This window comes from Polynucleobacter sp. AM-7D1 (assembly GCF_018688455.1).
Lineage (GTDB): Bacteria > Pseudomonadota > Gammaproteobacteria > Burkholderiales > Burkholderiaceae > Polynucleobacter.
This window is the reverse complement of sequence record NZ_CP061319.1, coordinates 1,838,960-1,862,372: the sequence shown is the minus strand read 5'-3', so window position 1 is coordinate 1,862,372 and position 23,413 is coordinate 1,838,960. Positions and strand designations below refer to the sequence as shown.

21 protein-coding genes are annotated in these 23,413 nt (G+C 46.1%); 14 read left to right on the top strand and 7 right to left on the bottom strand.

Annotated elements, in window-relative coordinates; genetic code table 11:
• Position 1: 1 nt before the first annotated feature.
• The gene (locus GQ359_RS09710; RefSeq protein ID WP_215386950.1) at positions 2 to 1,138 is read left to right on the top strand and encodes a polynucleotide adenylyltransferase; all 1,137 of its coding nucleotides are present in this window, start codon (positions 2 to 4) and stop codon (positions 1,136 to 1,138) included.
• Positions 1,139 to 1,142: 4 nt separating this feature from the next.
• Here the strand turns inward: GQ359_RS09710 and GQ359_RS09705 are convergent, their stop codons facing one another.
• Positions 1,143 to 2,330, bottom strand: a complete 1,188-nt coding sequence (locus GQ359_RS09705; RefSeq protein WP_215386949.1) for a class I SAM-dependent methyltransferase — start codon at positions 2,328 to 2,330, stop codon at positions 1,143 to 1,145.
• 25 nt (positions 2,331 to 2,355) lie between these two features.
• On the opposite strand from GQ359_RS09705, the gene GQ359_RS09700 reads away from it, so the two are divergent.
• From GQ359_RS09700 to GQ359_RS09660, 9 genes are all read left to right on the top strand, one after another.
• Positions 2,356 to 3,177, top strand: coding sequence for an SDR family oxidoreductase (locus tag GQ359_RS09700; RefSeq protein ID WP_215386948.1), 822 nt, complete (start codon positions 2,356 to 2,358; stop codon positions 3,175 to 3,177).
• A 42-nt stretch (positions 3,178 to 3,219) separates the two neighbouring features.
• Complete coding sequence (locus GQ359_RS09695) at positions 3,220 to 3,615, top strand: dihydroneopterin aldolase (RefSeq protein WP_215386947.1); 396 nt, start codon at positions 3,220 to 3,222, stop codon at positions 3,613 to 3,615.
• A gap of 26 nt (positions 3,616 to 3,641) precedes the next feature.
• Positions 3,642 to 4,550 (top strand): tRNA 2-thiocytidine(32) synthetase TtcA, encoded by a 909-nt coding sequence (gene ttcA / locus GQ359_RS09690; RefSeq protein WP_215386946.1) that lies wholly within the window; start codon positions 3,642 to 3,644, stop codon positions 4,548 to 4,550.
• On the top strand, positions 4,547 to 6,037 hold the full coding sequence (gene glmU / locus GQ359_RS09685; RefSeq protein ID WP_215386945.1) for a bifunctional UDP-N-acetylglucosamine diphosphorylase/glucosamine-1-phosphate N-acetyltransferase GlmU: 1,491 nt from the start codon (positions 4,547 to 4,549) through the stop codon (positions 6,035 to 6,037). Before ttcA ends, glmU begins: the two co-directional genes overlap by 4 nt.
• Positions 6,037 to 7,869: a glutamine--fructose-6-phosphate transaminase (isomerizing) gene (gene glmS / locus GQ359_RS09680; RefSeq protein WP_215386944.1), complete on the top strand. Its 1,833-nt coding sequence runs from the start codon at positions 6,037 to 6,039 to the stop codon at positions 7,867 to 7,869. The genes glmU and glmS overlap by 1 nt, the downstream gene beginning before the upstream one ends.
• 53 nt (positions 7,870 to 7,922) lie before the next feature.
• Positions 7,923 to 8,792: a pirin family protein gene (locus GQ359_RS09675; protein ID WP_215387966.1), complete on the top strand. Its 870-nt coding sequence runs from the start codon at positions 7,923 to 7,925 to the stop codon at positions 8,790 to 8,792.
• A gap of 140 nt (positions 8,793 to 8,932) precedes the next feature.
• A complete protein-coding gene (locus GQ359_RS09670; RefSeq protein ID WP_215386943.1) occupies positions 8,933 to 10,468 on the top strand; it encodes an efflux transporter outer membrane subunit in 1,536 nt (511 codons plus the stop codon).
• A gap of 169 nt (positions 10,469 to 10,637) precedes the next feature.
• Positions 10,638 to 11,777: an efflux RND transporter periplasmic adaptor subunit gene (locus tag GQ359_RS09665; RefSeq protein WP_215387965.1), complete on the top strand. Its 1,140-nt coding sequence runs from the start codon at positions 10,638 to 10,640 to the stop codon at positions 11,775 to 11,777.
• A gap of 7 nt (positions 11,778 to 11,784) precedes the next feature.
• A complete protein-coding gene (locus GQ359_RS09660; protein ID WP_215386942.1) occupies positions 11,785 to 14,820 on the top strand; it encodes an efflux RND transporter permease subunit in 3,036 nt (1,011 codons plus the stop codon).
• Between the two features lie 93 nt (positions 14,821 to 14,913).
• Here the strand turns inward: GQ359_RS09660 and GQ359_RS09655 are convergent, their stop codons facing one another.
• From GQ359_RS09655 to GQ359_RS09645, 3 genes are read right to left on the bottom strand one after another with little or no spacing between them, the layout of a single operon-like run.
• Entirely contained in the window at positions 14,914 to 15,576 is a 663-nt protein-coding gene (locus GQ359_RS09655) for a glutathione S-transferase family protein (protein WP_251367874.1), read from the bottom strand.
• 22 nt (positions 15,577 to 15,598) lie between these two features.
• A complete protein-coding gene (locus GQ359_RS09650) occupies positions 15,599 to 16,087 on the bottom strand; it encodes a flavin reductase family protein (RefSeq protein ID WP_215302196.1) in 489 nt (162 codons plus the stop codon).
• 21 nt (positions 16,088 to 16,108) lie between these two features.
• A complete protein-coding gene (locus GQ359_RS09645; RefSeq protein ID WP_215386941.1) occupies positions 16,109 to 16,411 on the bottom strand; it encodes a hypothetical protein in 303 nt (100 codons plus the stop codon).
• Between the two features lie 87 nt (positions 16,412 to 16,498).
• On the opposite strand from GQ359_RS09645, the gene GQ359_RS09640 reads away from it, so the two are divergent.
• Complete coding sequence (locus GQ359_RS09640; protein ID WP_215386940.1) at positions 16,499 to 17,482, top strand: MDR family oxidoreductase; 984 nt, start codon at positions 16,499 to 16,501, stop codon at positions 17,480 to 17,482.
• A gap of 21 nt (positions 17,483 to 17,503) precedes the next feature.
• On the opposite strand, the gene GQ359_RS09635 is transcribed toward GQ359_RS09640, so the two are convergent.
• A complete protein-coding gene (locus GQ359_RS09635; protein WP_215386939.1) occupies positions 17,504 to 17,680 on the bottom strand; it encodes a DUF1289 domain-containing protein in 177 nt (58 codons plus the stop codon).
• 22 nt (positions 17,681 to 17,702) lie between these two features.
• On the opposite strand from GQ359_RS09635, the gene GQ359_RS09630 reads away from it, so the two are divergent.
• The gene (locus GQ359_RS09630; protein ID WP_215386938.1) at positions 17,703 to 18,788 is read left to right on the top strand and encodes an MBL fold metallo-hydrolase; all 1,086 of its coding nucleotides are present in this window, start codon (positions 17,703 to 17,705) and stop codon (positions 18,786 to 18,788) included.
• Here GQ359_RS09630 and GQ359_RS09625 read toward each other — a convergent pair.
• Positions 18,700 to 19,149, bottom strand: coding sequence for a PhaM family polyhydroxyalkanoate granule multifunctional regulatory protein (locus GQ359_RS09625; protein WP_215386937.1), 450 nt, complete (start codon positions 19,147 to 19,149; stop codon positions 18,700 to 18,702). The genes GQ359_RS09630 and GQ359_RS09625 overlap by 89 nt on opposite strands.
• 78 nt (positions 19,150 to 19,227) lie before the next feature.
• Here GQ359_RS09625 and GQ359_RS09620 point away from each other — a divergent pair, with 78 nt between their 5' ends.
• Positions 19,228 to 20,292 carry a homocysteine S-methyltransferase family protein gene (locus GQ359_RS09620; RefSeq protein WP_215302190.1) on the top strand — a complete coding sequence of 355 codons (1,065 nt, stop codon included), beginning with the start codon at positions 19,228 to 19,230 and terminating at the stop codon, positions 20,290 to 20,292.
• Complete coding sequence (gene metH, locus GQ359_RS09615) at positions 20,289 to 23,036, top strand: methionine synthase (RefSeq protein WP_215386936.1); 2,748 nt, start codon at positions 20,289 to 20,291, stop codon at positions 23,034 to 23,036. The genes GQ359_RS09620 and metH overlap by 4 nt, the downstream gene beginning before the upstream one ends.
• A gap of 30 nt (positions 23,037 to 23,066) precedes the next feature.
• On the opposite strand, the gene GQ359_RS09610 is transcribed toward metH, so the two are convergent.
• Positions 23,067 to 23,384, bottom strand: a complete 318-nt coding sequence (locus tag GQ359_RS09610) for a DUF1840 domain-containing protein (RefSeq protein ID WP_215386935.1) — start codon at positions 23,382 to 23,384, stop codon at positions 23,067 to 23,069.
• Positions 23,385 to 23,413 lie beyond the last annotated feature (29 nt).

The window sequence follows — 23,413 nt, the reverse complement described above, 5'->3', positions numbered from 1 at the left end:
GATGAAGATTTATGCGGTCGGTGGTGCTATTCGGGATACCCTGATGGGCTTGCCGATACACGACATTGATTATGTTGTGGTTGGCTCTAGCGTAGAAGAGATGATTGCTCAGGGCTTTCGTCCGGTGGGCAAAGATTTTCCAGTGTTCTTGCATCCAGAGACACAGGCTGAATATGCATTAGCGCGTACAGAGCGGAAAACGGGGAAGGGTTATAAAGGCTTTATGTTTTATGCTGACCCAACCGTCACATTAGAGCAGGATTTAGAGCGTCGAGATTTGACTATTAATGCGATGGCACAAGAGGTCGACGCGGATGGCAAGTGGGTTGGGCCTATTTTGGATCCCCACAATGGCCAGCAAGATTTAGCTGCTAAGGTATTTCGTCATGTGTCCGATGCGTTTTCCGAAGACCCTTTACGTCTTTTGCGTATCGCTCGTTTTGCAGCGCGTTTTCCTGAATTCATAGTAGCGCCAGAAACCATGGCCGCCTTGCAGGCGATTGTTCATTCCAATGAATTATCAGCGCTCTCGGCTGAGAGAATCTGGCAGGAGTTGGCTAGAGGGTTAACTGCTAGTAAGCCAATGCGCATGTTCCAAGTTTTGCTAGATGCTGGTGCAGCTAAAGTATTGCTACCATCAACGCTGACATCTCATTTGGCTAAAGAAGAATATCGTGAGCAGCTCATTGCATACCTACATGCCGCAAATCAGCTGGAAGATCGCTGTGCTGTAACTCTCATGCATCTACCTGCGTGCGAAATTCGCTCATGGGCAGAGTGCGTCAAGATGCCAAATGACTTGCGTGACTTCAGTGAAATATTTAGTGGGCTCAATGTACTGATTGAGAAAACAGCTAGTGACCTCGGTGGCGTATATCAATCCGCTGATATATTAACTTGGTTCAATCGCGCAGATGTTTGGCGTAAGCCTGATCGTGGATACGCATTGCTCGATTTAGCTAAACGTATTGGTTTAAATGTCGACACTTTAATTTCAGCAATGCAAAATGCTCAATCGCTCAACACGGCGGAAATTATTGAAGGTGTTCCTGCAGACCAGAGGACTAATGGTGAAAATATTCGTAGTGCAATGGATGCCGCAAGACTCTCTGCCATTACTGCAGCCATAAAAAGCTAAAAGCTTACAGCCGGTTTCTGCCTCGAAGGCCAGGCAAATCCTCTAAGACATGATCTGGCAATATCTCAGATAGCTTCTTTGAGAATGCAAAGACTTTGAAGAGCTCACCCATCTCCGCTTCAGACAATAGTTTCTGCAAAGAATTCGAAATCGGTAAGAAAGTTTCTGGCTTGCTGGGATCGCCAATTTCTAGCGCAATATCGCCAATGCCCGCATCCAGTAAGTAGCTTGCTTGATTGCTAAGATAGACATCATCAACTTTTTCTTCAAGCGCACTACGTGCGATCTGAGACCACTCTACGTGAGTTGTTAAATCACAAAGCCCTGGAAGATGAAATGGATCTTGAATGGCATGATGTCGATGATGCGCCATGAGCGTGCCTTCGAGGCGTTGTGCATGGTAGTACTCACTCTCAGGAAATCCATAATCAAAAGTCAGAAAGAGGCCGGTATCAAGATGATTGGCTACTTGGCGCATCCAAGCATTGGCTGGCGCATGCAATTCAGTAAGGTAGCCTTCAGAAAAGTTTCCAGTGAGCAAAGTCTCTGGAAGCAGTGACTGCTCAACAGGCTGTCCTGCTGACCAAGTAAGCTTGCCATCAATAGCTGAAACACCTTGCCAATACCAAAAGCCATTTTGAAAAATGATGGCATCACACGGAATAGCATCAATCACCTCATTTGCCAGAATGATGCCCTTGAAGTTGCCAGGTAAAGAACTTAACCAATTGGATTGAGTAGATAGGGCCAGTTTCTCTACAACTTGCTTGAGGCGCTCTTCTTGCCTTTGGGCTAGGTCGGGTGAGATCTCAATGATGTCGTAGCGATCAAGTGAGAATCCGAGATCGTGCAGTCGGCTGAGAATAGATTCAGCTAGCTTGCCAGTGCCGGCACCAAATTCCAGAATCTGGGTGGGGAGCCCTTGGGCTTGAAGGCCCTCCAGAATCGGTAAAAGGGTTTCTACGATGGCAGCGCCAAATAGGGGGGATAGCTCTGGGGCTGTCGTGAAATCACCGCTAGCACCCAATTTATGAGCTCCAGCACTGTAATACCCCATTCCAGGCTCGTAGAGAGCCATTTCCATATACCTTGAAAAGGGCATCCAGCCGCCTTTGGAAGCGATTTCAGCCATTATTTTTTGGCTCAGATGCTCTGTATGAGCCGTTTCAAGGCTGGTCAAGGTAATATCCATAGCTCCTTAGTCTAAGAGAATTTAAGTGAACTTGAGTTCAAACCCATCACCTCAGCAAAATAAAGCGGTTTTAGTGACCGGTGCAGCTAAGCGCCTTGGTCGGGAAATTGCCTTGGAATTTGCTCGTCAGGGCTGGGATATCGCAATTCATTATGGCCATTCGGAATCCGATGCTACAGCAACTGTGGCCGAAATTCAGAAGCTTGGGCGTAAAGCTGTCGCATTTAAAGCTGATCTCGCCAGCGAAGCAGAAATCCATTCTCTATTTGCCGCAGTTGTTGCTGAGTTTCAAAGCCTTGAGTGTCTCGTGAATAGCGCATCCATCTTTGAATATGATCGCGCCAATTCGGATACTCCGCTGAGTGGTAAAAGTTTGCAAGACCACATGCAAATCAATTTAGCTGCACCTATCTTACTATCTCAGCTGATGTTTGAATATCACAAACGTCAGACAAAGAAAGCAAGCGAGAGTAATTTATCAATCCCCTCGGTGATTCAGTTGCTCGATCAAAAACTGATCAATCTCAATCCAGATTATTTGTCTTACACACTATCTAAAGCGGCACTACTCACTTCAGTTGAAGTGCTGGCGGTAGATTTTGCTCCTCACTTAAGGGTGATTGGTTTAGCCCCTGGGATTACATTGACCTCAGGCGATCAAACTGAGTCTGGTTTTACCAAGGCACATCAGATGACGCCATTAGGTAAGTCATCCACACCTAGTGACATTGCAAAAGCCGCTGTATTTTTAGCTAACTCAAATGCGATCACAGGAACTACTTTATATGTCGATGGTGGGCAGCATCTATTACCATCATCACGCGATGTGATGTTTAAAACCAATTAAGAATTTAATACAGAAAAAAATTCAAAAAGAGTTCATAAAAATATGCATGCCATTCTTTCTCACCCAGCACTTGCGGATTGCCGCCGCTTATTTTTGCGTGACTATGAAATCTATATCAATATTGGCGTTCATGACTTTGAAAAAAAGGCTGAGCAGCGCGTTATTCTTAATGTAGATCTTTATATCCCGCTGAATATGAATACGCCATCCAAGGATCTATTGGAAGAAGTTGTTGATTATGACTTTATGCGTGAAACCATTAAGGCACGGTCTTCCCAAGGCCATATTCATTTGCAAGAAACCTTCTGCGATGACATCGTGACTGCGATGCTCTTGCATCCGAAGGTAATTGCTGCTCGTGTTAGTACAGCTAAGCCTGATGTATATCCAGACTGTCACTCTGTTGGTGTTGAAGTATTTCGGATGAAGCAGGCTTAAAGAGAATCCAGAAAAATTTAGTCGCTATGAGTGATATCCGTAAAGTCGTCTTCGAAGAAAACAAGCTTGAGAAAAAGTTATGTCGTTTAGTTGGCCAAGCTATTGGTGACTTTGGCATGATTGAAGATGGCGATAAGGTAATGGTGTGCTTGTCAGGCGGTAAAGATAGTTACGCCATGCTCGACATTCTGTTGAAGCTGCGGGAGCGTGCCCCAATTGATTTTGAGATCGTTGCTGTCAATTTAGATCAAAAGCAGCCAGGATTTCCAGCGGAGATCTTGCCAAATTATTTAAAGGCTTTAGGTGTTCAGTATCACATCGAAAATCAAGATACCTACAGTATCGTTAAGCGTGTAGTTCCAGAAGGAAAAACGACTTGCGGTCTTTGCTCTCGTTTGCGTCGTGGGATTTTGTATCGCGTAGCAGATGAGCTGGGTGCCACCAAGATTGCTTTAGGTCATCATCGTGATGACATCTTAGAAACATTGATGTTGAATATGTTCTTTGCCGGCAAGCTCAAAGGTATGCCACCAAAGTTGCGATCTGATGATGGCAAGCATATTGTCATTCGTCCTCTCGCATACGTTCCTGAAAAGTTATTGGAGCGTTATGCGGTAGATATGAACTTCCCAATTATTCCATGCAATCTCTGTGGCAGTCAGCCTAACTTACAGCGCGGCGCCATGAAAGAGATGCTGCGCGAGTGGGAGAAAAAGCACCCGGGGCGCGTCGAGAATCTATTCCGCTCAATGCATCACATTGTTCCGTCCCATTTAATGGATGGTGAGGCCTTTGATTTTAAGAATCTTGAGATTTCTACTGAGTTGTCGGGTATTGCTGCAAGATCTGCTGGTGATAAAGCGATTGATGAGACAGAAATCGATGAAATAGCCTGCGGAACGTTGATTCAGGGGTCTTATAATCCCTCTTTATGAACATCGTTATTTTGGCTGCTGGGCAGGGAAAACGGATGAAGTCCGCATTACCCAAGGTTCTTCAAACCTTGGCCGGGAAACCCCTTCTCCAGCACGTTCTCAATACAGCCTTAGATTTACAGGGTAATAGCACTAAAACTGGCCCCATCGTTGTTGTTGGGCATGGTGCAGTCGATGTTAAAGAGTTTCTTCAAACAGCTAGCGTGCAAGATTCTCGCTTTGGCAAAGTTGCTACTGCATTACAGGCTGAGCAAAAAGGAACGGGCCACGCTTTATTACAAGCATTGCCCAAACTGGATGTAAATGTACCTACTTTGGTTCTGTATGGCGATGTGCCACTTACAAGTAAAAAGACGCTGTCTAAATTAGTCAAATTGGCTGATGGCGTGCGTGGTCAAGATTCTGCTTTGGCACTCCTGACTCAAAACCTCAACCATCCAACAGGCTATGGCCGCATCGTGCGAGATATCGATGGTTCGGTAAAAGCGATTGTTGAAGAAAAAGATGCATCACCAGAGCAAAAGCGTGTTCAAGAAATTAATACCGGCATTATGGTTCTGCCAACCAATTCACTGAAGAAGTGGTTGAAGGCATTGCGAGCCAGTAATGCCCAGGGTGAATACTATTTAACTGACGTCATTGCTATGGCAGTTAAAGATGGAGTTCCCATTCGTACCGCACAAGCTGATGCTGAGTATGAAACTGTTGGTGTTAATAGTCGTGATCAGTTAGCTGCTTTAGAGCGAGTACATCAGCTCAATCAAGCAAACGTTTTAATGGATGCCGGTGTTTCTTTGGCTGATCCAGCGCGTATCGATATTCGAGGAACACTCGAGTGTGGTACGGACGTCTTCATTGATGTTGGCTGTGTATTTGAAGGTTGCGTGACTTTAGCTGCTGGCACAAAAGTGGGCCCGTACTGCATTATTCGTAATAGCCTGATTGGCAAGAATGTCACCATTCACCCATATAGTCATATTGATGGAGCTCAAGTTGGCGCAAGCTCGCTGATTGGGCCTTATGCTCGTTTGCGTCCCGGTGCAGATCTGTCCAATGATGTACATATTGGCAACTTCGTCGAAGTGAAGAACAGCAAGATTGCCGCCAATAGCAAAGCCAATCACTTGGCCTACGTGGGTGATTCGATCGTGGGCTCTAGAGTCAATATCGGTGCCGGTACGATTACCTGTAACTATGATGGTGTCAATAAACATCAAACCATCATTGAGGATGATGTTTTCATTGGTTCGGATACACAGTTGGTGGCCCCAGTGCGCGTTGGCCGTGGTGCCACACTGGGTGCGGGCACAACCCTGACTAAAGATGCGCCCCCGAATCAACTTACCGTGTCACGAGCCAAGCAAGTTTCATTGCAGTGGCAACGCCCAGTAAAGCAAGATAAAAAGCCGCAAGAGAAAAAGTCGTTAATCAAGAAGGCTGCTGTAAAAAAAGTAGCCGCCAAAAAATCCGTGAAGGTTAAAAAATAATGTGCGGAATTGTTGGCGCGGTATCGCGTAAGAATATTGTTGAAGTTTTAATTGAAGGTTTGCGTCGTCTTGAATACCGCGGTTACGATTCTTGTGGTTTTGCAGTAATTAATAGCAATGATGCTAAACACACAATTGAACGAGCTCGCACTACTGCTCGTGTTTCCGAGTTAGCAGAGCAGGGCAAGGATTTTCATGGCACCCTAGGTATTGCACATACTCGCTGGGCAACCCACGGTAAACCTGACACACAAAATGCACATCCCCATATTTCTGGTGGATTAATTGCTGTTGTTCATAACGGCATTATTGAAAACTACGAATCACTACGTACTGAATTGAAGTCTGTGGGCTATGTATTTACTTCGGAAACAGATACTGAAGTGATTGCGCATTTAATTCATCAAGCTTATGTGGCAAGTAAGCAGGCAGATCTGGTTGCTTCGGTGCGCTCTGTATTACCGCGACTACATGGTGCTTATGCAATTGGGGTGATTGCGCAAGATCGTCCAGATATGTTGGTGGGTGCACGTGTGGGCTCTCCATTAGTGGTTGCACTCGGTGAGAATGAAAACTTCCTTGCTTCAGATGCCTTGGCTTTAGCTGGCCGCGCACATTCAATGATGTATCTCGAAGAGGGTGATGTTGCTGTTCTCAGGGCAGAGAGTGTTGAGATCATTGATCAATTAGGTAAGACTACACAGCGTGAGCAAAAGCCAATGCCAGCCCAAGCTGACTCTGTGGATCTGGGGCCTTATCAGCATTACATGCAAAAAGAGATTTTTGAGCAACCAAGAGCAATTGGTGATACGTTAGCCAACATCGCTAGTTTTGGTCCAGAGCTCTTTAGTGCCGATCCCGAGCAATGGAAAAAGTTTGATCAAATTTTGATCTTGGCTTGCGGCACTAGTTACTACTCTGCTTGTGTTGCTAAATACTGGTTAGAAGATTTGGCTGGCATTTCGACGCAAGTTGAGATTGCTAGTGAATATCGTTATCGCACAACCGTTCCTAATCCGAATGCATTAATTGTGGTGGTCTCTCAGTCTGGCGAGACTGCAGATACCTTAGCAGCTTTGCGTCATGCCCAAGCTTTAGGACATCATTACACGCTAGCAATTTGCAACGTTGCAAGTAGCGCTATGGTTCGCGAAACCAATTGGAATTTCTTGACCAAGGCTGGAACTGAGATTGGCGTTGCTTCTACAAAAGCATTTACCACTCAGCTGCTTGCACTTTATCTATTGGCCGTTTCATTGGCTAAGCGTGCAGGCAAAGTGAGTCCTGATAAAGAAAAAGAGCTCTTGCGTGATTTGCGCCATTTACCAAAAGCATTGCATGCAGTTTTAGCCCTTGAGCCACAAATCATGGCTTGGAGTTCTGCGTTTGCTAAATGTGAAAACGCATTATTTCTTGGGCGCGGTATGCACTACCCAATTGCTCTTGAGGGGGCACTCAAGTTAAAAGAGATTTCTTATATTCATGCTGAGGCCTATCCAGCTGGTGAGTTAAAGCATGGCCCGCTTGCCTTGGTTACTGAAAAGATGCCAGTGGTAACGGTGGCTCCTAAGGACGACTTATTGGAAAAACTCAAATCCAATATGCAAGAAGTCAAAGCCCGCGGTGGAAAGCTTTATGTCTTTGCTGACCAAGATACCGATATCACCAGTAGCGAGGGTATCAACGTGATTCGGTTGCCCGAGCATTACGGCAATTTATCTCCAATCTTGCACGTAGTCCCGCTTCAACTCTTGGCGTATCACACGGCTTGTTCCCTCGGCACTGATGTCGATAAGCCCCGCAATCTTGCAAAGAGTGTTACGGTCGAGTAGCCTCAATTCAGTGTAAATATTTGTACGCAGTTATGGATGCTCCTGAGAGAATGATGAAAAAACTGATTGGCATACAAGGCAATGATCGGGGTCACTGGGTGGGCGATGGTTTTCCTGTGCGCACCTTGTTTTTCTATCAAGACCTGGGCAAGCAAATGAGCCCATTCTTGATGCTGGACTATGCGGGCCCAGCTGAGTTCCCCTCCACAACTGAGCGCAAGGGTGTGGGCTCACACCCACATCGCGGCTTTGAAACAGTCACCATTGTTTATGAAGGTGAGGTGGCACATAAAGATTCAACGGGTCAAGGCGGCGTAATTGGCCCTGGTGATGTGCAGTGGATGACTGCTGGGTCTGGCATCTTGCATGAAGAGTTTCACTCAGAAAGTTTTGCTAGAAGCGGCGGCACTTTGGAAATGGTGCAGTTATGGGTAAATCTTCCGGCAAAGCTGAAAATGACTAAGCCAGCTTATCAAGCCATTGTGGATAAACAGATTCCTGTGCTTGATTTGCAAAATGGTGCAGGGCAAGCGCGCATCATAGCTGGGAAGTTTGATGGTCACCAAGGCCCCGCTCACACCTTCACCCCAATGAATGTGATTGACTTGAAATTGAACAAAGGCTCAACAAGTATTTCTGTGCCAGAGTCTTGGAATGCATCCCTAGTTGTACTCAAGGGTGCAGTTGAGGCCGGTGAGGGTGTAGTTGCTAAAGATGCTCAGATGCTGATGTTTAGCAATCAGGGCCAAGATATTCAAGTGAATGTGCTTGAGGACTCTATTGCTTTGCTACTGAGTGGTGAGCCGATTAATGAACCTATCGTTGGATATGGCCCATTTGTTATGAATACCCAAGAGGAGATCGCCCGAGCAATGCAAGATTTCAACAGCGGAAGCTTTGGAAGAATCGCCTCAGAAGAATAGGGTTGGGGTTTAAAAAATCCGTTTGACTTCTACGCATAGCTGTGTACAAAAATTTATTAGTCAAATCAAGGTGTTACACAGACTCAATTAGAAAAGTGTGTTCAAATATCTACTGTAGAAAAGGATATTTGTCACCATTCATGTTTGGTTCTAAGGATTTCTCTAGTTTGCGTTTGCTTCCGTTTATTTTTACGGGATTTCTTTCCGCATGCGCTGTAGGTCCAGACTTTAAGCAGCCTGATGCTCCTAATACATCTGGGTATACCGAAACTGCACTTTCACAAAAGTTGGCTACTGCACCTGGAGTACCCGGTGGAACGAATCAAGAATTTATTGAAGGCGCTGATATTGAGGCCCAATGGTGGGAATTATTTAAATCTCCCGAGCTAGATGTATTGATCAAAAAAGCTTTGCAGCAAAACCCTAATTTAGGTGCAGCTGATGCCGCTCTGCGTGCGAGCCAAGAAAATGTCAGCGCACAAATTGGTGGGCAGTACTTCCCAGCAATTGGTTTAAATGGTGGCGCTACTCGACAGTTACAGCCTTCTGCTATTTATGGCTTGCCTTATGGCTCTGATACTTACAACCTCTATAACGCTTCTGTAAACGTCACCTACAAGCTTGATGTTTTTGGTGGGGCACGCCGAGCAGTTGAAGGCGCCAGAGCGCAAGCAGAGATTGCGCAGTTTCAGTTAGAGGGCGCATATCTTTCGCTGACCGCCAATATTGTTACTGGTGCAGTGCGTGAAGCTGCTTTGCGGGCACAGATGCAGGCCACAGAAGAAATTCTCAAGGCACAAACAAATTTAGCTGAGGTAACAGAAAAGCAACTAGCGATTGGTACGGTTTCTCGAGTGGATGTGACATCACAAAGAACTTTGGTATCTAACTCCCAAGTAGATTTATTTACTTATGAGCGCAACCTTTCCTTTGCACGCAATCAGTTGGCCGTCTTGGTCGGTGAGCTACCTAGCAATGCCAACATCACGAAGTTTGACTTGAAGTCTTTGCACTTGCCAGAGAAGCTCCCTCTTTCAGTGCCGTCGAGCCTTGTGCGCCAACGCCCAGACGTACGCGCTGCAGAAGCACAGCTCAAGGCCACCAATGCTTTGGTGGGAGTAGCTACTGCCAATTTATTGCCACAATTTAATATCACTGGCGCTATTGGTTCTGCAGCATTGACTAGCTCAGCCCTCTTTGGGCCGAACGCAACCCTATGGTCGGTTGCCGGTGGAATATTTCAGCCACTCTTTCAGGGTGGACAATTATTAGCGCAACGTCGTGGCGCTGTTGCGAATTATGAGCAGGCGGTTTACCAATACCAAGCGACCGTACTCAAAGCCTTTCAAGAGGTAGCCGATGCATTGCGAGCTCTCGAGACTGGCGCACAAGCATTGAAATCAGCATCAGATGCAGAACGTTACGCTTATGAAACTTTGGAATTAGTGCAACAGCAATACAAGCTAGGCACTGCTAGCTACTTAGCTGTTCTCTACTACCAAAATCAATATCAAATTGCTAAAGTCAAATCGGTTTCTGCACAAGCAACCCGATTCTCAGATACAGCAGCATTATTTGCAGCACTAGGCGGCGGCTGGTGGAATCGAACCAGCCCAGCCTTTCAACCAAAAGCCATAGCGAACAAAGATCAAAATGAAACTTCTGGAAACAATTAAAACCAAAGTAACTGCAGTCGCGCTTGCCATGTGGGCTTGGTCGCTTGCGAAGGCGATCGAGTGGAAACTTCGCGAGAAGTTGATTGCGCTTTGGGGGAAAGTAAAAGGGCCCTGCTTACGTTTGCGCGATCGCTTTATACGTAGCAAGGCAAATGCCAAGTTACAGTCTATGACCCCATTGGGTCGACGCATGACCATTATGTTGTGTGGTGTATTTTTGTTGCTTGGCTTGATCTTTGGGTTCAATCAACTCAAGACTTTCATGATTAAGCATTTCATTGCTGGCATGGGCTTGCCTCCTGCAACTGTTTCCACGATGGTAGTAGAGACGACTGCATGGCAGCCTAAGCTTTCTAGCGTTGGTAATGTCCGCGCATTTAGAGGGGTAGATCTCAGCACTGAAATCGGTGGCCTTGTGCAAACTGTACCCATTAAATCGGGTATGGATGTAAAAGAAGGCGACTTGCTGATTAAACTGAATGACGCCTCAGATGTTGCACAACTCAATTCATTAAAAGCGTTGGCAGATTTAGCTAAGGTAATTAATGAACGCGATAGGCAACAATTAGAAATTCAGGCGATTAGTAAGAATGTCTTTGATACTAGTAAAGCTGATGCTGCCTCTAAGCAGGCGCAGGTAGAGCAGCAAATAGCCTTAGTCGCCAAGAAGAATCTAAAAGCCCCCTTTACTGGTCGTGTCGGTATCGTGATGATTAACCCTGGTCAATTCGTCAACCCAGGTGACAAGTTGCTCACCCTTCAAACTTTAGATCCTATTTTTGTCGATTTCAATCTCCCGCAAAGTAATGCTGAACAGATTCGGGTTGGGCAAGAAATTGTGGTGACGACTGATGCATTCAAGGGCGCAAGCTTTACTGGCAAGGTTACTGCCGTGAGTCCGAAGGTCGATACCAATACACGCAATATTCAGATTGAGGCTCAGTTGGCAAATCCGGATAAGAAAATATTGCCAGGTATGTTTGCTAATGTGAATATTAAGTTAGGCGATGAAGTGAAGTTGCTAACTTTGCCTCAAACTGCAGTGACTTATAACCCGTATGGTTCAACGGTGTTTATTGCTAAGCCAACTGGTAAAAAGGATAAGCAGGGCAAGCCTGCACTTGAGGCTCAACAGGTCTTTGTAACAACAGGACTAACGCGTGGAGATCAAGTAGCAATTCTCAAAGGGGTTGAAGAGGGTGCTACGGTTGTTACTAGTGGCCAGCTTAAGTTGAAGAATGGCACGCCGCTAATTATCAATAACAAAGTGTTGCCGTCCAATTCACCAAACCCACAGCCACAGGAATAAGTCCTAGATGAATTGGACTGATATATTTATTCGTAGGCCAGTGCTCTCGCTGGTAGTGAGTGCGCTTGTCTTGGTGTTTGGCTTGAAGGCTGTCGGTTCTTTGCCAGTCAACCAATACCCACAAACCCAAAATGCGATTGTCACCATTACGACGGCTTACTATGGTGCTGATCCAGAGACGATTGCAGGCTTTATTACGCAGCCATTAGAAACTGCGATTGCTCAGTCCCAAGGTATTGACTATTTGTCATCGATGAGTGTGAGTGGTCTCTCGACCATTACTGCGACTCTCAAGCTTAATTACGACTCCAATGCTGCGCTCACGCAGATCCAAACACAGATTAGTTCGGTTAAGAATCAGTTACCTCCGCAAGCCCAACAACCCATATTGACTGTACAAATTGGTCAGTCTACTGCGGCAATGTACATGGGCTTTTACAGCGATGACATTCCAAACAATGCAATTACTGATTACTTATTACGGGTAGTGAAGCCAAAGCTGGATGCTGTCGATGGTGTTCAGAATGCTGAAATTACTGGTGGCAGAAAGTTTGCCCTACGCGCATGGCTTGATCGCGAGAAGATGGCTGGGCTTGGGGTCGGTGCTGATGATGTTTATAGTGCCATGGCAGCCAATAACTATTTATCCGCGGTAGGCAGCACTAAGGGTGACATGGTTGCCGTCGATTTGGTAGCTGGCACGGATCTCCATACGCTCGATGAGTTCCGCAAGTTAGTTGTCAAAAAAGATGGCATCAATATTGTGTACCTAGATCAAGTAGCAACTGTGAGCATGGGCTCTGAAGACTACAACACCAATGTTGCATTTAGTGGCAAGCGCTCAGTATTTATTGCCATCAAGGTGGCGCCCCAGGCGAACTTGCTCGATGTAGCAGAACGTGTTCGTGCAGTAGTCCCAGATATTCAGAAGCAGTTGCCAACCGGTATGTCGGGCAAAGTGGTTTATGACTCGACTAAGTTCATCACTACTTCGATTGATGAGGTAGTGGCAACCCTTTTAGAAGCGCTGTTGATTGTGACGGTGGTGATTTATCTCTTCCTGGGAAGTGCACGTGCTGTTGCCGTGCCGGTGATTGCGATGCCACTCTCATTAATTGGCACATTCTTCTTGATGCAGATCTTGGGTTACTCCATTAATTTGCTGACGCTGTTAGCCCTAGTGCTTGCAATTGGCTTGGTGGTCGACGATGCCATTATTGTGGTTGAGAACGTAGACCGTCATATGAAGGAAGGCAAGTCACCGCTGGAGGCTTCTTTAATTGCTGCGCGCGAGTTGGGTGGTCCTATCTTGGCAATGACGATTGTGTTGATCGCCGTATATATACCAATTGGTTTTCAGGGTGGTTTAACGGGCGCGCTCTTTACCGAGTTTGCCTTTACTTTAGCAAGTGCAGTCGCGGTATCGGGATTGATTGCGTTGACGCTTTCACCGATGATGTGTTCACGCATTTTTACTGAAGAGCAAGAAGCCTCTTCGTTTGTACAAAAGATTGATCGCGTTTTTGAAAAAGTTCATCACAGTTATCAAACTACTTTGCGTGAGCTCCTGAGCACTTGGCAGGTCATTATTGTGATGGGTGTGATTTTGCTGGGAGGTGTGGCTTATCTCTACGCTACTGCTCGCGCTGAATTGGCGCCAACAGAAGACCAAGGTATTGTTTTGATGCAGGCTTCAGGTCCGCCGAATAGCACCGTCAATCAAATGCAGACCTATGCTGATCAGATTTATCAAATATCAGCTGCAGAGCCTGAGTATGAGCAGATGTTCCAGATCACTAGCCCCACTAGTAGCTTTGGTGGTGTATTACTAAAAGATTGGGATCAACGTAGTCGTAATGCCACGAAGTTTCAGGAAGCTATGCAAAGTAAGTGGAATTCGATTGCCGGTGCTCGTGTAGCCGCTTTCCAATTCCCGGCTTTGCCTGGTGCACAGGGCCTTCCTGTTCAGGTGGTTATTAATACTACAGAGTCTTATGAGCAACTCAATGAAGTGTCTCAGGCGGTTCTGGATAAGGCACGTCGTAGCGGCAACTTCTTCTTTGTGGATTCAGATTTAAAGATTGATAAGCCGCAAGACGTTTTAGAAATCGATCGTGAGAAAGTAGCTGCACTGGGTATGACGCAGCAACAAGTGGGTAGCGCCCTTTCCGCTGCCTTGGGTGGTGGTTATGTGAATTACTTCTCTGTGGCTGGCCGCTCCTATCGCGTGATTCCGCAAGTAAAGCAAGTGGACCGCTTAAATCCAGATCAGATCTTGGATTACTACATACGTACTCCAAGTGGACAGATGATTCAGGCGCGGACAATAGCAACAATTAAGCAAAAAGTGGTTCCGCAATCCATTAATCACTTTCAACAGTTGAACTCTGCAACAATCTCTGGTGTGAGTACGCCATTTATTTCTCAGGCGGACTTACTTGAGTTCATGCGTCAAACTTTAAAAGAGGTGGCGCCGAATGGTTACACCATGGATTACGCCGGCCCATCCCGTCAGTTTATGGCGGAGTCTGGCGGTTTCTTGGTGACCATGTTCTTTGCCATCTTGATCGTATTCTTGGTCTTGGCTGCACAGTTTGAAAGCTTCCGCGATCCAATCGTGATTTTGGTCTCAGTGCCGCTCGCCTTATTTGGCGCATTAATCTTTATTAATTTGGGATTCACAACTTTGAATGTGTATACCCAAGTTGGCTTAGTTACGCTAATGGGCTTGATCAGCAAGCACGGAATTTTGATTGTGGAATTTGCTAATGAATTGCAGGAAGCTGGCCGCAGTAAGTTAGATGCCATCGTAGAGGCTAGTAGCGTCCGTTTGCGCCCAATCTTGATGACCACTGCGGCAATGGTGCTGGGTGTTGTTCCCCTGGTGATTGCATCTGGTGCAGGTGCCGCTGGTCGTCAGTCGATGGGTATTGTGATCTTTACTGGACTATCGATTGGTACTTTATTTACGCTTTTCGTGGTTCCGGCGATGTATTTGTTTATTGGTGCCGATCACCATCAGAAGAAATTCAAGCAACAGTAATTTATTCTGTAAATAGCTATGAAAAAAGGGTGAACTAAGTTCATCCTTTTTTACTTGATGTCTCAGATTCAGAAAATCTGAGATACCAGTTATTTACTTCACGATATTGAGTTCTTTTTGTGCCACGATTTTATATTTAGTTTCAAGTTCAATCCGTTTCATCCACGCATCAATATTGTTTAATTGTGAGCGAGGCCCTATTTTTTCGGGGAAAGTTTGTGGTAGCAGAATCCATCGACTTACACATAAAGCCAATGGAATATCTCCGACGCTGAATTGTTCGCCAGCGCAGTAAGCCTGTTTTTCTAAGGTCTGATCAAGTAATGCCAGCAATGCATCTGCCTCTTGATACGAGCTCTTAATTAACTCATAGTTACGATCTGCTTCAGGGGTACGAGTGAGTCCTAAGAATGCAACTCGTAATGGTGGCCACATAGTTCCCAGTTGCCAGTCCATCCACTTCTCAGATTGGTACTGATTTTTAATGTCAGCAGGAAAGCGCTTCGACCTATCGTATTGACGAACAAGATAGCGCAAAATAGTATTGGACTCCCAGAGCACAAGATCACCGTCTTCTAGAGTGGGGACCAAACCATTCGGGTTAAGTGCTAAGAATTCAGGGGTATGATTTATTCCAAAATGAAGGCCGGCATCTATGCGCTCAAAATCTTTGCCTTCTTCAAGCCCCAGTTCTGCAAGGCACCACAAGACCTTTTGCACATTGATAGAACTTTTTCTTCCCCATAAGCGCATCATGAGAATTCCTATTTAGATAATTTTAAATTGATGAATCTAAACCCATAAATTTGCTATGCGCAAATATTAGTGGATGACTTTCTGGAGTGTGCTTTAGGTTGAGCACTTTAGCAACAATGATATTGTGATCGCCGCCGGTGTGGACTGAAACTGTTTCGCATTCAAAGTAGGCTGAGCATCCTTCAATTTGAGTGAGACCGCTTGCTGCAATTTTGTGCGGAATGTTGTCGAACTGATTTTCCTTGACGGTAGCAAAGTGCATTGCCATGGCTTCTTGTGAACGCGCGAGCACATGAATTAATTGTTTGTGACCCACTTCAAAATTAGGCATTAGGCGTGAATGCTTCTTTAAGCTCCACAAAATGAGTGGTGGCTCCAATGAAACAGTATTAAATGAGCTGATGGTGATGCCATGTGCGTTCTGGTCGGCATCTAGGCAAGTAATCACAGTGACCCCTGTTGCGAAAGAGGAGAATCCTTTGCGGAGCTCTTGAGAGGTAAATGGGGTCATCTCGTTTTCTTAATGAATTACTTACTTTGCAGCTGCCGGCGCAGAAGCACTAGCGGGGATGGTTGTACCTGGAATTGGGGTCAGAATTTCGTTCTCCTCAGCTTTGACGCATTTAAAGCGATATTCCTTGCCTGCCTTCGAAAGAAAGCTTGCACCTTGGTAGAAGTCATTCTTACAGGTCGTATTGGCAAAATCCATCACATCTTGTGGGGAGGCGCTGGAGCTGATTAAGCGCATATTGCCCATAGACATATGAATTTGGCTTGAAGAGCATCCGGCTAGAGTTAAGCCGCAAAGCGAAGTTAATAGTAGAATTTTTTTCATGGAAGCCTCCATAATCAGCAATGCTCGTTAGGATAAACCTATTACGCATTTGCTGCGGGGAATGCAGCGCATTTAAAAGGAAGAAACATGTTTAACGCTATTTTGGTAAATAAGGATGATCGCGGTTATCGTGCTGAGCTAACTCAGGTTGATGAGGCCAGCCTGCCCGAGGGCAATGTCAGAGTGAAGGTGCTCTATTCCACTTTAAATTACAAAGATGGTTTAGCGATTACTGGGAAAGGTCCAGTGGTGCGTAGCTTTCCCATGGTTCCGGGGATTGATTTTGCAGGTGAGGTGTTAGAGAGCACTAGCCCAGAATTTAAGGCTGGGGATATGGTGTTGCTCAATGGTTGGGGTGTTGGTGAAGGTCATTGGGGTGGATTAGCACAGCAAGCACGCGTGAAGTCAGAGTGGCTTATTCCCTTGCCAAAAGGGTTTACTGCTAAGCAGGCTCTAGCTATTGGTACTGCTGGCTATACCGCAATGCTGTGTGTGATGGCATTACAAAAGCATGGATTGAAGCCAAGTGATGGCGAGGTATTGGTCACTGGTGCAGCAGGTGGAGTAGGTAGCTTCGCTATTACTCTTCTGAGCAAATTAGGATTTACGGTTGTTGCCAGTACAGGTCGCATGTCCGAGGCTGATTATCTGAAGAAATTGGGTGCTAGTGAAGTGATTGATCGTGCTGCACTGTCAGCTCCTGGCAAGCCTTTGGCAAAAGAGCGTTGGGCAGCAGTGGTTGATAGCGTTGGTAGCCATACCTTGGCTAATGCTTGTGCACAAACCAAGAGCGATGGTGCGGTTGCCGCCTGTGGTCTTGCTCAAGGAATGGATTTTCCATCGACTGTTGCACCATTTATTTTGCGTGGGGTGACTCTGTATGGCATCAATAGTGTGACAGTGCCAAAAGCTAAACGCATGGCTGCCTATGAGCAATTGAGTAAGTTGGTCGATCTCAAAACTTTAGAGGAGATCTCTCATGAAATTAGTTTGGAGGACTCCATTAAATATGCTGCAGAACTGATGGCCGGAAATGTGCGCGGTCGATTAATCGTAGATGTAAATAAATAAGCAATTGCTAATTAGTAATATTTATTGTGGTGCTTGAGGTTTGCGTGTTTCCAGTTTTGCCCAGACCTCAAGCTTTTCAGGATTAGAGAGTTCAGACCAATCGGCAATTTCAGTAAGTGTGCGATAGCAACCACGACAAAAACCATTTTCAGGATTGATGTCGCACCAGTTGATACAAGGCGATGGAACTGTTGTCAAAGTAAACCTAGAATAGAAATAGATGAATACCAAAAACCAATCCAGCGATCTTAGTTCTATTCATTATCCCTTAGCCGATACTTTGCCGGAAGTGGGTAGTTCAATGGAGGTAGCGCCTGGCGTGCGTTGGTTGCGGATGCGTCTACCGTTTGCTTTGGATCACATCAATCTTTGGCTACTGCGCGATGAGTTTGAGGGTATTCAGGGCTGGACCATCGTGGATTGCGGTATTGCGAATGATGAGACGAAAGCAGCTTGGGATGAGATCTTTGCCACGCAGCTAGAAGGCTTGCCTGTACTGAGAGTCATCGTGACCCATATGCATCCAGACCACGTTGGACTCTCTCAATGGCTATGTGAAAAATGGAATGCACCGCTTTGGATTTCAATGACGGATTATTTAACTGCGCAATGGTTAAGTCATAAAGAGGGTGGTGCTGCAGTTGGTGCACGTGCTGGTGGCGGTGGGTCTGCAGATCATTTTCAGAAGCATGGATTAGTTGCCCCAGAAGATTTAGAAAAAATTCGGGCTCGATCAAACTATTACAGCAATATGGTTCCAGGTGTGCCTCGGCAATATCGTCGCATCATTGACGGTGAAATGATTTTGATTGGTGGACATGAGTGGCAAGTCATTATGGGTTTTGGTCATGCGCCTGAGCATGCCTCACTATTTTGTAAAGACCTAGGCGTATTAATCTCTGGAGATATGTTGCTGCCACGAATCTCTACGAATGTCAGCGTCTACGATGCTGATCCGGATGCGGATCCTTTAGGCTTGTATCTCAGTTCTTTAGATCGATATCTGCCATTACCAGACAACACTCTTGTGTTGCCATCTCATGGCAAACCATTTACGGGAATGAAGCCGCGAATTGATCAGTTGAAATTGCACCACGATGAGCGCTTGGCAGAGACGCTTGGAGCATGTAAAAAACCGGCAACTGCTCGGGAGATCGTGCCGGTTTTATTTAAACGTGAATTAGATATTCACCAAATGACATTTGCCATGGGTGAGGCTATTGCTCATCTGAATTACCTACTTCGTCGAGGAAAGTTGAGTCGCCAGCTTTGCGACGACGACGTGTTGCGGTTTTGCGTGGTTTAGTAGCCTTTGTTCCTGAGTCTTCGGTGGCTCCACCCGTAGCGGCAGCTGCAGTTGCTGAAACAGCATCCCCAAATGATTTGAGGGCCATCATGGTGGCATGTTGAACCTCTAGACCCTGAATAGTGGACTTCAAGACATTGAGATTCAGGTTCAACCAGTTTTCAACACTTTTAAGATCCTTGATGCGTTTTTCTAGCTCATCGGTATCTAGCCCTGGAAATGCTGAGCCAAACCCCCCGGCAGCCTTAGAGGCATCTGTAGTGAAGGGGAATTGTCCTGGCACCTGTCCCCCGGCTCCCTGACCCCACATGGTTTTCATCATTTCAAGGCTTTGATTGAATTCAGGGATAGTGCCAAACATAGGGTGTGCTCCAGGTCAGATAAAAGTGGCTTATTACCAATACAATAAGGGATTCTAGAGATTAATCCCGGTTAAGCAATGCAATCTAATGGTTTATCCCAGCCTTACACCCGCGGTCAGGCACTTCCCGAGCTACTGAAGCAGCGCATTCTGATTTTGGATGGCGCTATGGGTACCATGATTCAGCAATACAAGCTCAATGAAGCCGATTACCGTGGATTGCCAGCTAACCAGCGCTTTGAGGCTCATCCCGGCGATATCAAGGGTAATAACGAACTCTTAGTTCTGACTCAGCCCCAGATCATTAGCAAGATTCATGAGCAATATTTAGATGCGGGCGCCGACATTATTGAGACTAATACTTTTGGCGCCACCTCTGTTGCACAAGAAGATTACAAGATGGCGGGTTTGGCACGTGAGATGAATGTGATCTCTGCCCAATTGGCGCGCGCTGCTTGTGAAAAATACTCTACGCCAGATAAGCCACGTTTTGCAGCTGGTGCAATTGGGCCCACTCCAAAGACAGCAAGCATTTCTCCAGATGTAAACGATCCAGGTGCACGTAATGTGACATTTGATGCATTGCGGGCTTCTTATCGCGAACAGATTGAAGGCCTCTTCGAGGGTGGTGTCGACTTATTCTTGGTGGAAACTATTTTTGATACGCTCAATGCTAAGGCTGCATTATTTGCATTAGATGAATTTTTTGAAGAGACTGGCGAGCGTTTGCCGGTGATGATTTCGGGAACAGTGACTGATGCTTCTGGTCGCATCTTGTCTGGACAAACAGTGGAAGCCTTCTGGAATAGCTTGCGTCACATCAAGCCCTTAACCTTTGGTTTGAACTGCGCCTTAGGTGCTGCCCTCATGCGTCCTTATATTGCTGAGCTTGCTCGTATTTGTGACGCTGCTGTATCTTGCTACCCAAATGCTGGTCTCCCTAATCCAATGAGTGATACAGGCTTTGATGAGACCCCAGAAATTACTTCTAGCCTAGTTGATGGCTTTGCAAAAGATGGCTTAGTCAATCTTGTAGGCGGTTGCTGTGGAACGACGCCAGATCATATTCGTGCAATTGCTAATGCGGTTGCTAAGCGCAAGCCACGTGCCTTCTACCGTGAGAGCGCGGAGGTGTCAGCATGACTAAGGCCGTGAAAGTAATGCCGGCGATGAAGCTTTCAGGCCTAGAGCCTTTCAATGTCACGCCAGAAGTTGGTTTTGTAAATATTGGTGAGCGCACTAACGTTACGGGCTCTAAAGCATTTGCACGCATGATTTTGAATAATCAATTTGATGAAGCCTTAGTAGTTGCAAGACAGCAAGTTGAGAATGGTGCTCAAGTGATTGACATCAATATGGATGAAGCGATGTTGGATTCAGAGGCAGCGATGACGCGCTTCTTGAATTTGATCGCCTCAGAACCAGATATTGCTCGTGTACCGATCATGATTGACTCTTCCAAGTGGAGCGTGATCGAAGCTGGCCTGAAATGCATTCAAGGTAAGCCGATTGTTAACTCGATCTCACTCAAAGAGGGTGAAGAGTCTTTCAGAAAACAAGCACGCTTGATTCGTCGTTATGGCGCAGCATCTGTAGTAATGGCTTTTGATGAAGTGGGGCAGGCTGACACTTTTAAGCGCAAAACAGAAATTTGCCAGCGCTGCTATCAAATTCTTGTTAACGAGATTGGTTTTCCTGCAGAAGATATTATTTTTGATCCGAATATCTTTGCCATTGCGACTGGTATTGAAGAGCATGACAACTATGCAGTAGATTTCATCAATGCGACCCGCTGGATCAAGGAAAATCTGCCGGGCGCGAAGGTCAGTGGTGGTGTCTCTAATGTTAGCTTCTCGTTCCGCGGTAACGATCGTGTGCGTGAAGCCATTCATACTGTGTTCCTGTATCACGCTATTCAGGCGGGCATGGACATGGGTATCGTCAATGCAGGCCAGCTTGGCGTTTACGCAGACCTAGATCCTGAATTGCGTGAGCGCGTTGAAGATGTGGTGCTCAATCGTTTTAAAGAAAAAGACGGTAAGACTCCAACGGAGCGCTTGCTGGATATCGCTGATCAATTTAAGGGCGGTGGCGCGAAGCAAGTTGAGAACTTGGTATGGCGTGAAGCCCCGGTGCGTGAGCGTTTAACCCATGCTTTGGTGCATGGCATCACTACCTTTATTGAAGAAGATACTGAAGAGCTGCGTGCCCAAATTATGGGTGCAGGCGGCCGTCCAATTGAGGTTATTGAAGGTCCTTTGATGGATGGAATGAATGTCGTCGGCGATTTGTTTGGTGCCGGCAAGATGTTCTTGCCTCAAGTGGTTAAGAGTGCGCGTGTGATGAAGCAGGCAGTGGCCATTTTGATTCCCTATATTGAGGAAGAAAAACGCCTGCATATTGCCTCTGGTGGCGAAGCGAAAGCCAAAGGCAAGATTGTGATGGCGACTGTTAAAGGCGACGTGCATGACATTGGTAAAAACATTGTGACGGTAGTGCTGCAATGTAATAACTTTGAAGTTGCGAATATGGGCGTCATGGTGCCCTGTGCGGAAATTCTGAAACGCGCCAAAGAAGAAAAAGCGGACATCGTTGGCCTTTCTGGTTTGATTACCCCGTCTTTAGAAGAAATGACTTACGTTGCTCAAGAGATGCAGCGTGACGACTATTTCCGTGAGCGTCAAATTCCATTGATGATTGGTGGTGCGACAACTTCACGCGTTCATACTGCGGTGAAGATTGCTCCGCACTATGATGGACCAGTGGTTTATGTGCCAGATGCATCTCGTTCTGTATCGGTGGCATCAAGCTTGCTATCGGACGAAAGTGCTAAGAAATTTATTCAAGACTTACGCGATGACTACGTGCGTATTCGTGAGCAACATGCCAATAAAAAAGCATCCCCAACGATTTCATTAGAAGTAGCGCGTAAGAATCGAGAGCTGATTGATTGGGCTAGTTATGTGCCCGAGAAGCCTAAGTTTATTGGGCGCCGCGTTTTCAAGAATTTCTCTTTAAACGATATTGCTAAATATATTGACTGGACACCGTTCTTCCAGACTTGGGACTTGGCTGGTAAGTTTCCAGCCATCTTGGACGATGAAATCGTTGGCGTAGAGGCTCGTAAGGTATTTGAAGATGGCCAGGCTCTTCTTGATAAATTAATCAAAGGTCAGTGGTTGCAAGCTGATGCTATAGTAGCGTTCTATCCAGCAAACACAATAGGTGATGACATTGTCTTGTACAGCGATGAATCGCGTGAGCAACCATTATTTGTTTGGCATAACTTACGCCAGCAGTCTGAGCGGCCTGTAGTCGACGGCGTTCGCCGACCTAATCGTTGCTTGGCAGATTATGTGGCACCAAAAGATTCCAATGTGACTGATTACCTCGGCTGCTTTGCTGTTACGACTGGGCACGGTGTTGAGAAAAAAGTGGCTGAGTTTCATGCTAAGCATGATGACTACAGTGCAATCATGTTGCAGTCCTTAGCCGATCGTTTAGCAGAGGCATTTGCAGAATTAATGCATCACCGCGTTCGTACTGATCTTTGGGGATATGCGACCGATGAGATTTTGACAAATGATCAAATGATCAATGAGGAATATCGCGGTATTCGTCCAGCGCCAGGGTATCCAGCTTGTCCTGCGCATGAAGTTAAAAAAGACTTATTACGCGTGATTGGCTCAGAAGATATTGGTATGACATTGACTGAATCAATGGCTATGAATCCAGCTTCTAGCGTCAGCGGTTTTTATATGGCACATCCAGATGCGCGTTATTTCAACGTGGGCAAGCTATCAGCCGATCAAATTGAAGATCTTGCTAAGCGTCGTAATGAGTCTGTTGAAGATATCCGCCGCCAACTAGCCAGTTCAATCGACTAAGTCCGCTATATCTGAGTGGGGTGCAGGGCTTTAAACGCCCCACATTACTGGCTCATCCTTTGCCTTAGACTGCTTCATCAGTTCCAGAAAGGGATAAGCACGCTGTCCCAGCCTATCGGCAAGCTTCGGTTTTTCGGTATTTTCTTGATCAGACGTATTACTTTTAGCCCGATCTTCCAAATCTTTGAGGATGGCTGTTTCTAAGGCGATGATGAGGGCTGGTAGTTGCTCCACCATCAAAATACCTCTGGGCTCTAATGGGCGGCCCAAAATCTCAAAGATTCGCTGGGTCAGATCAGCCAGCATGATGACGTCAGGACCCGCTTTGGAGCGAAATTGATAGATCATTTCGATAGCTTACCACCTGATAAACTCAC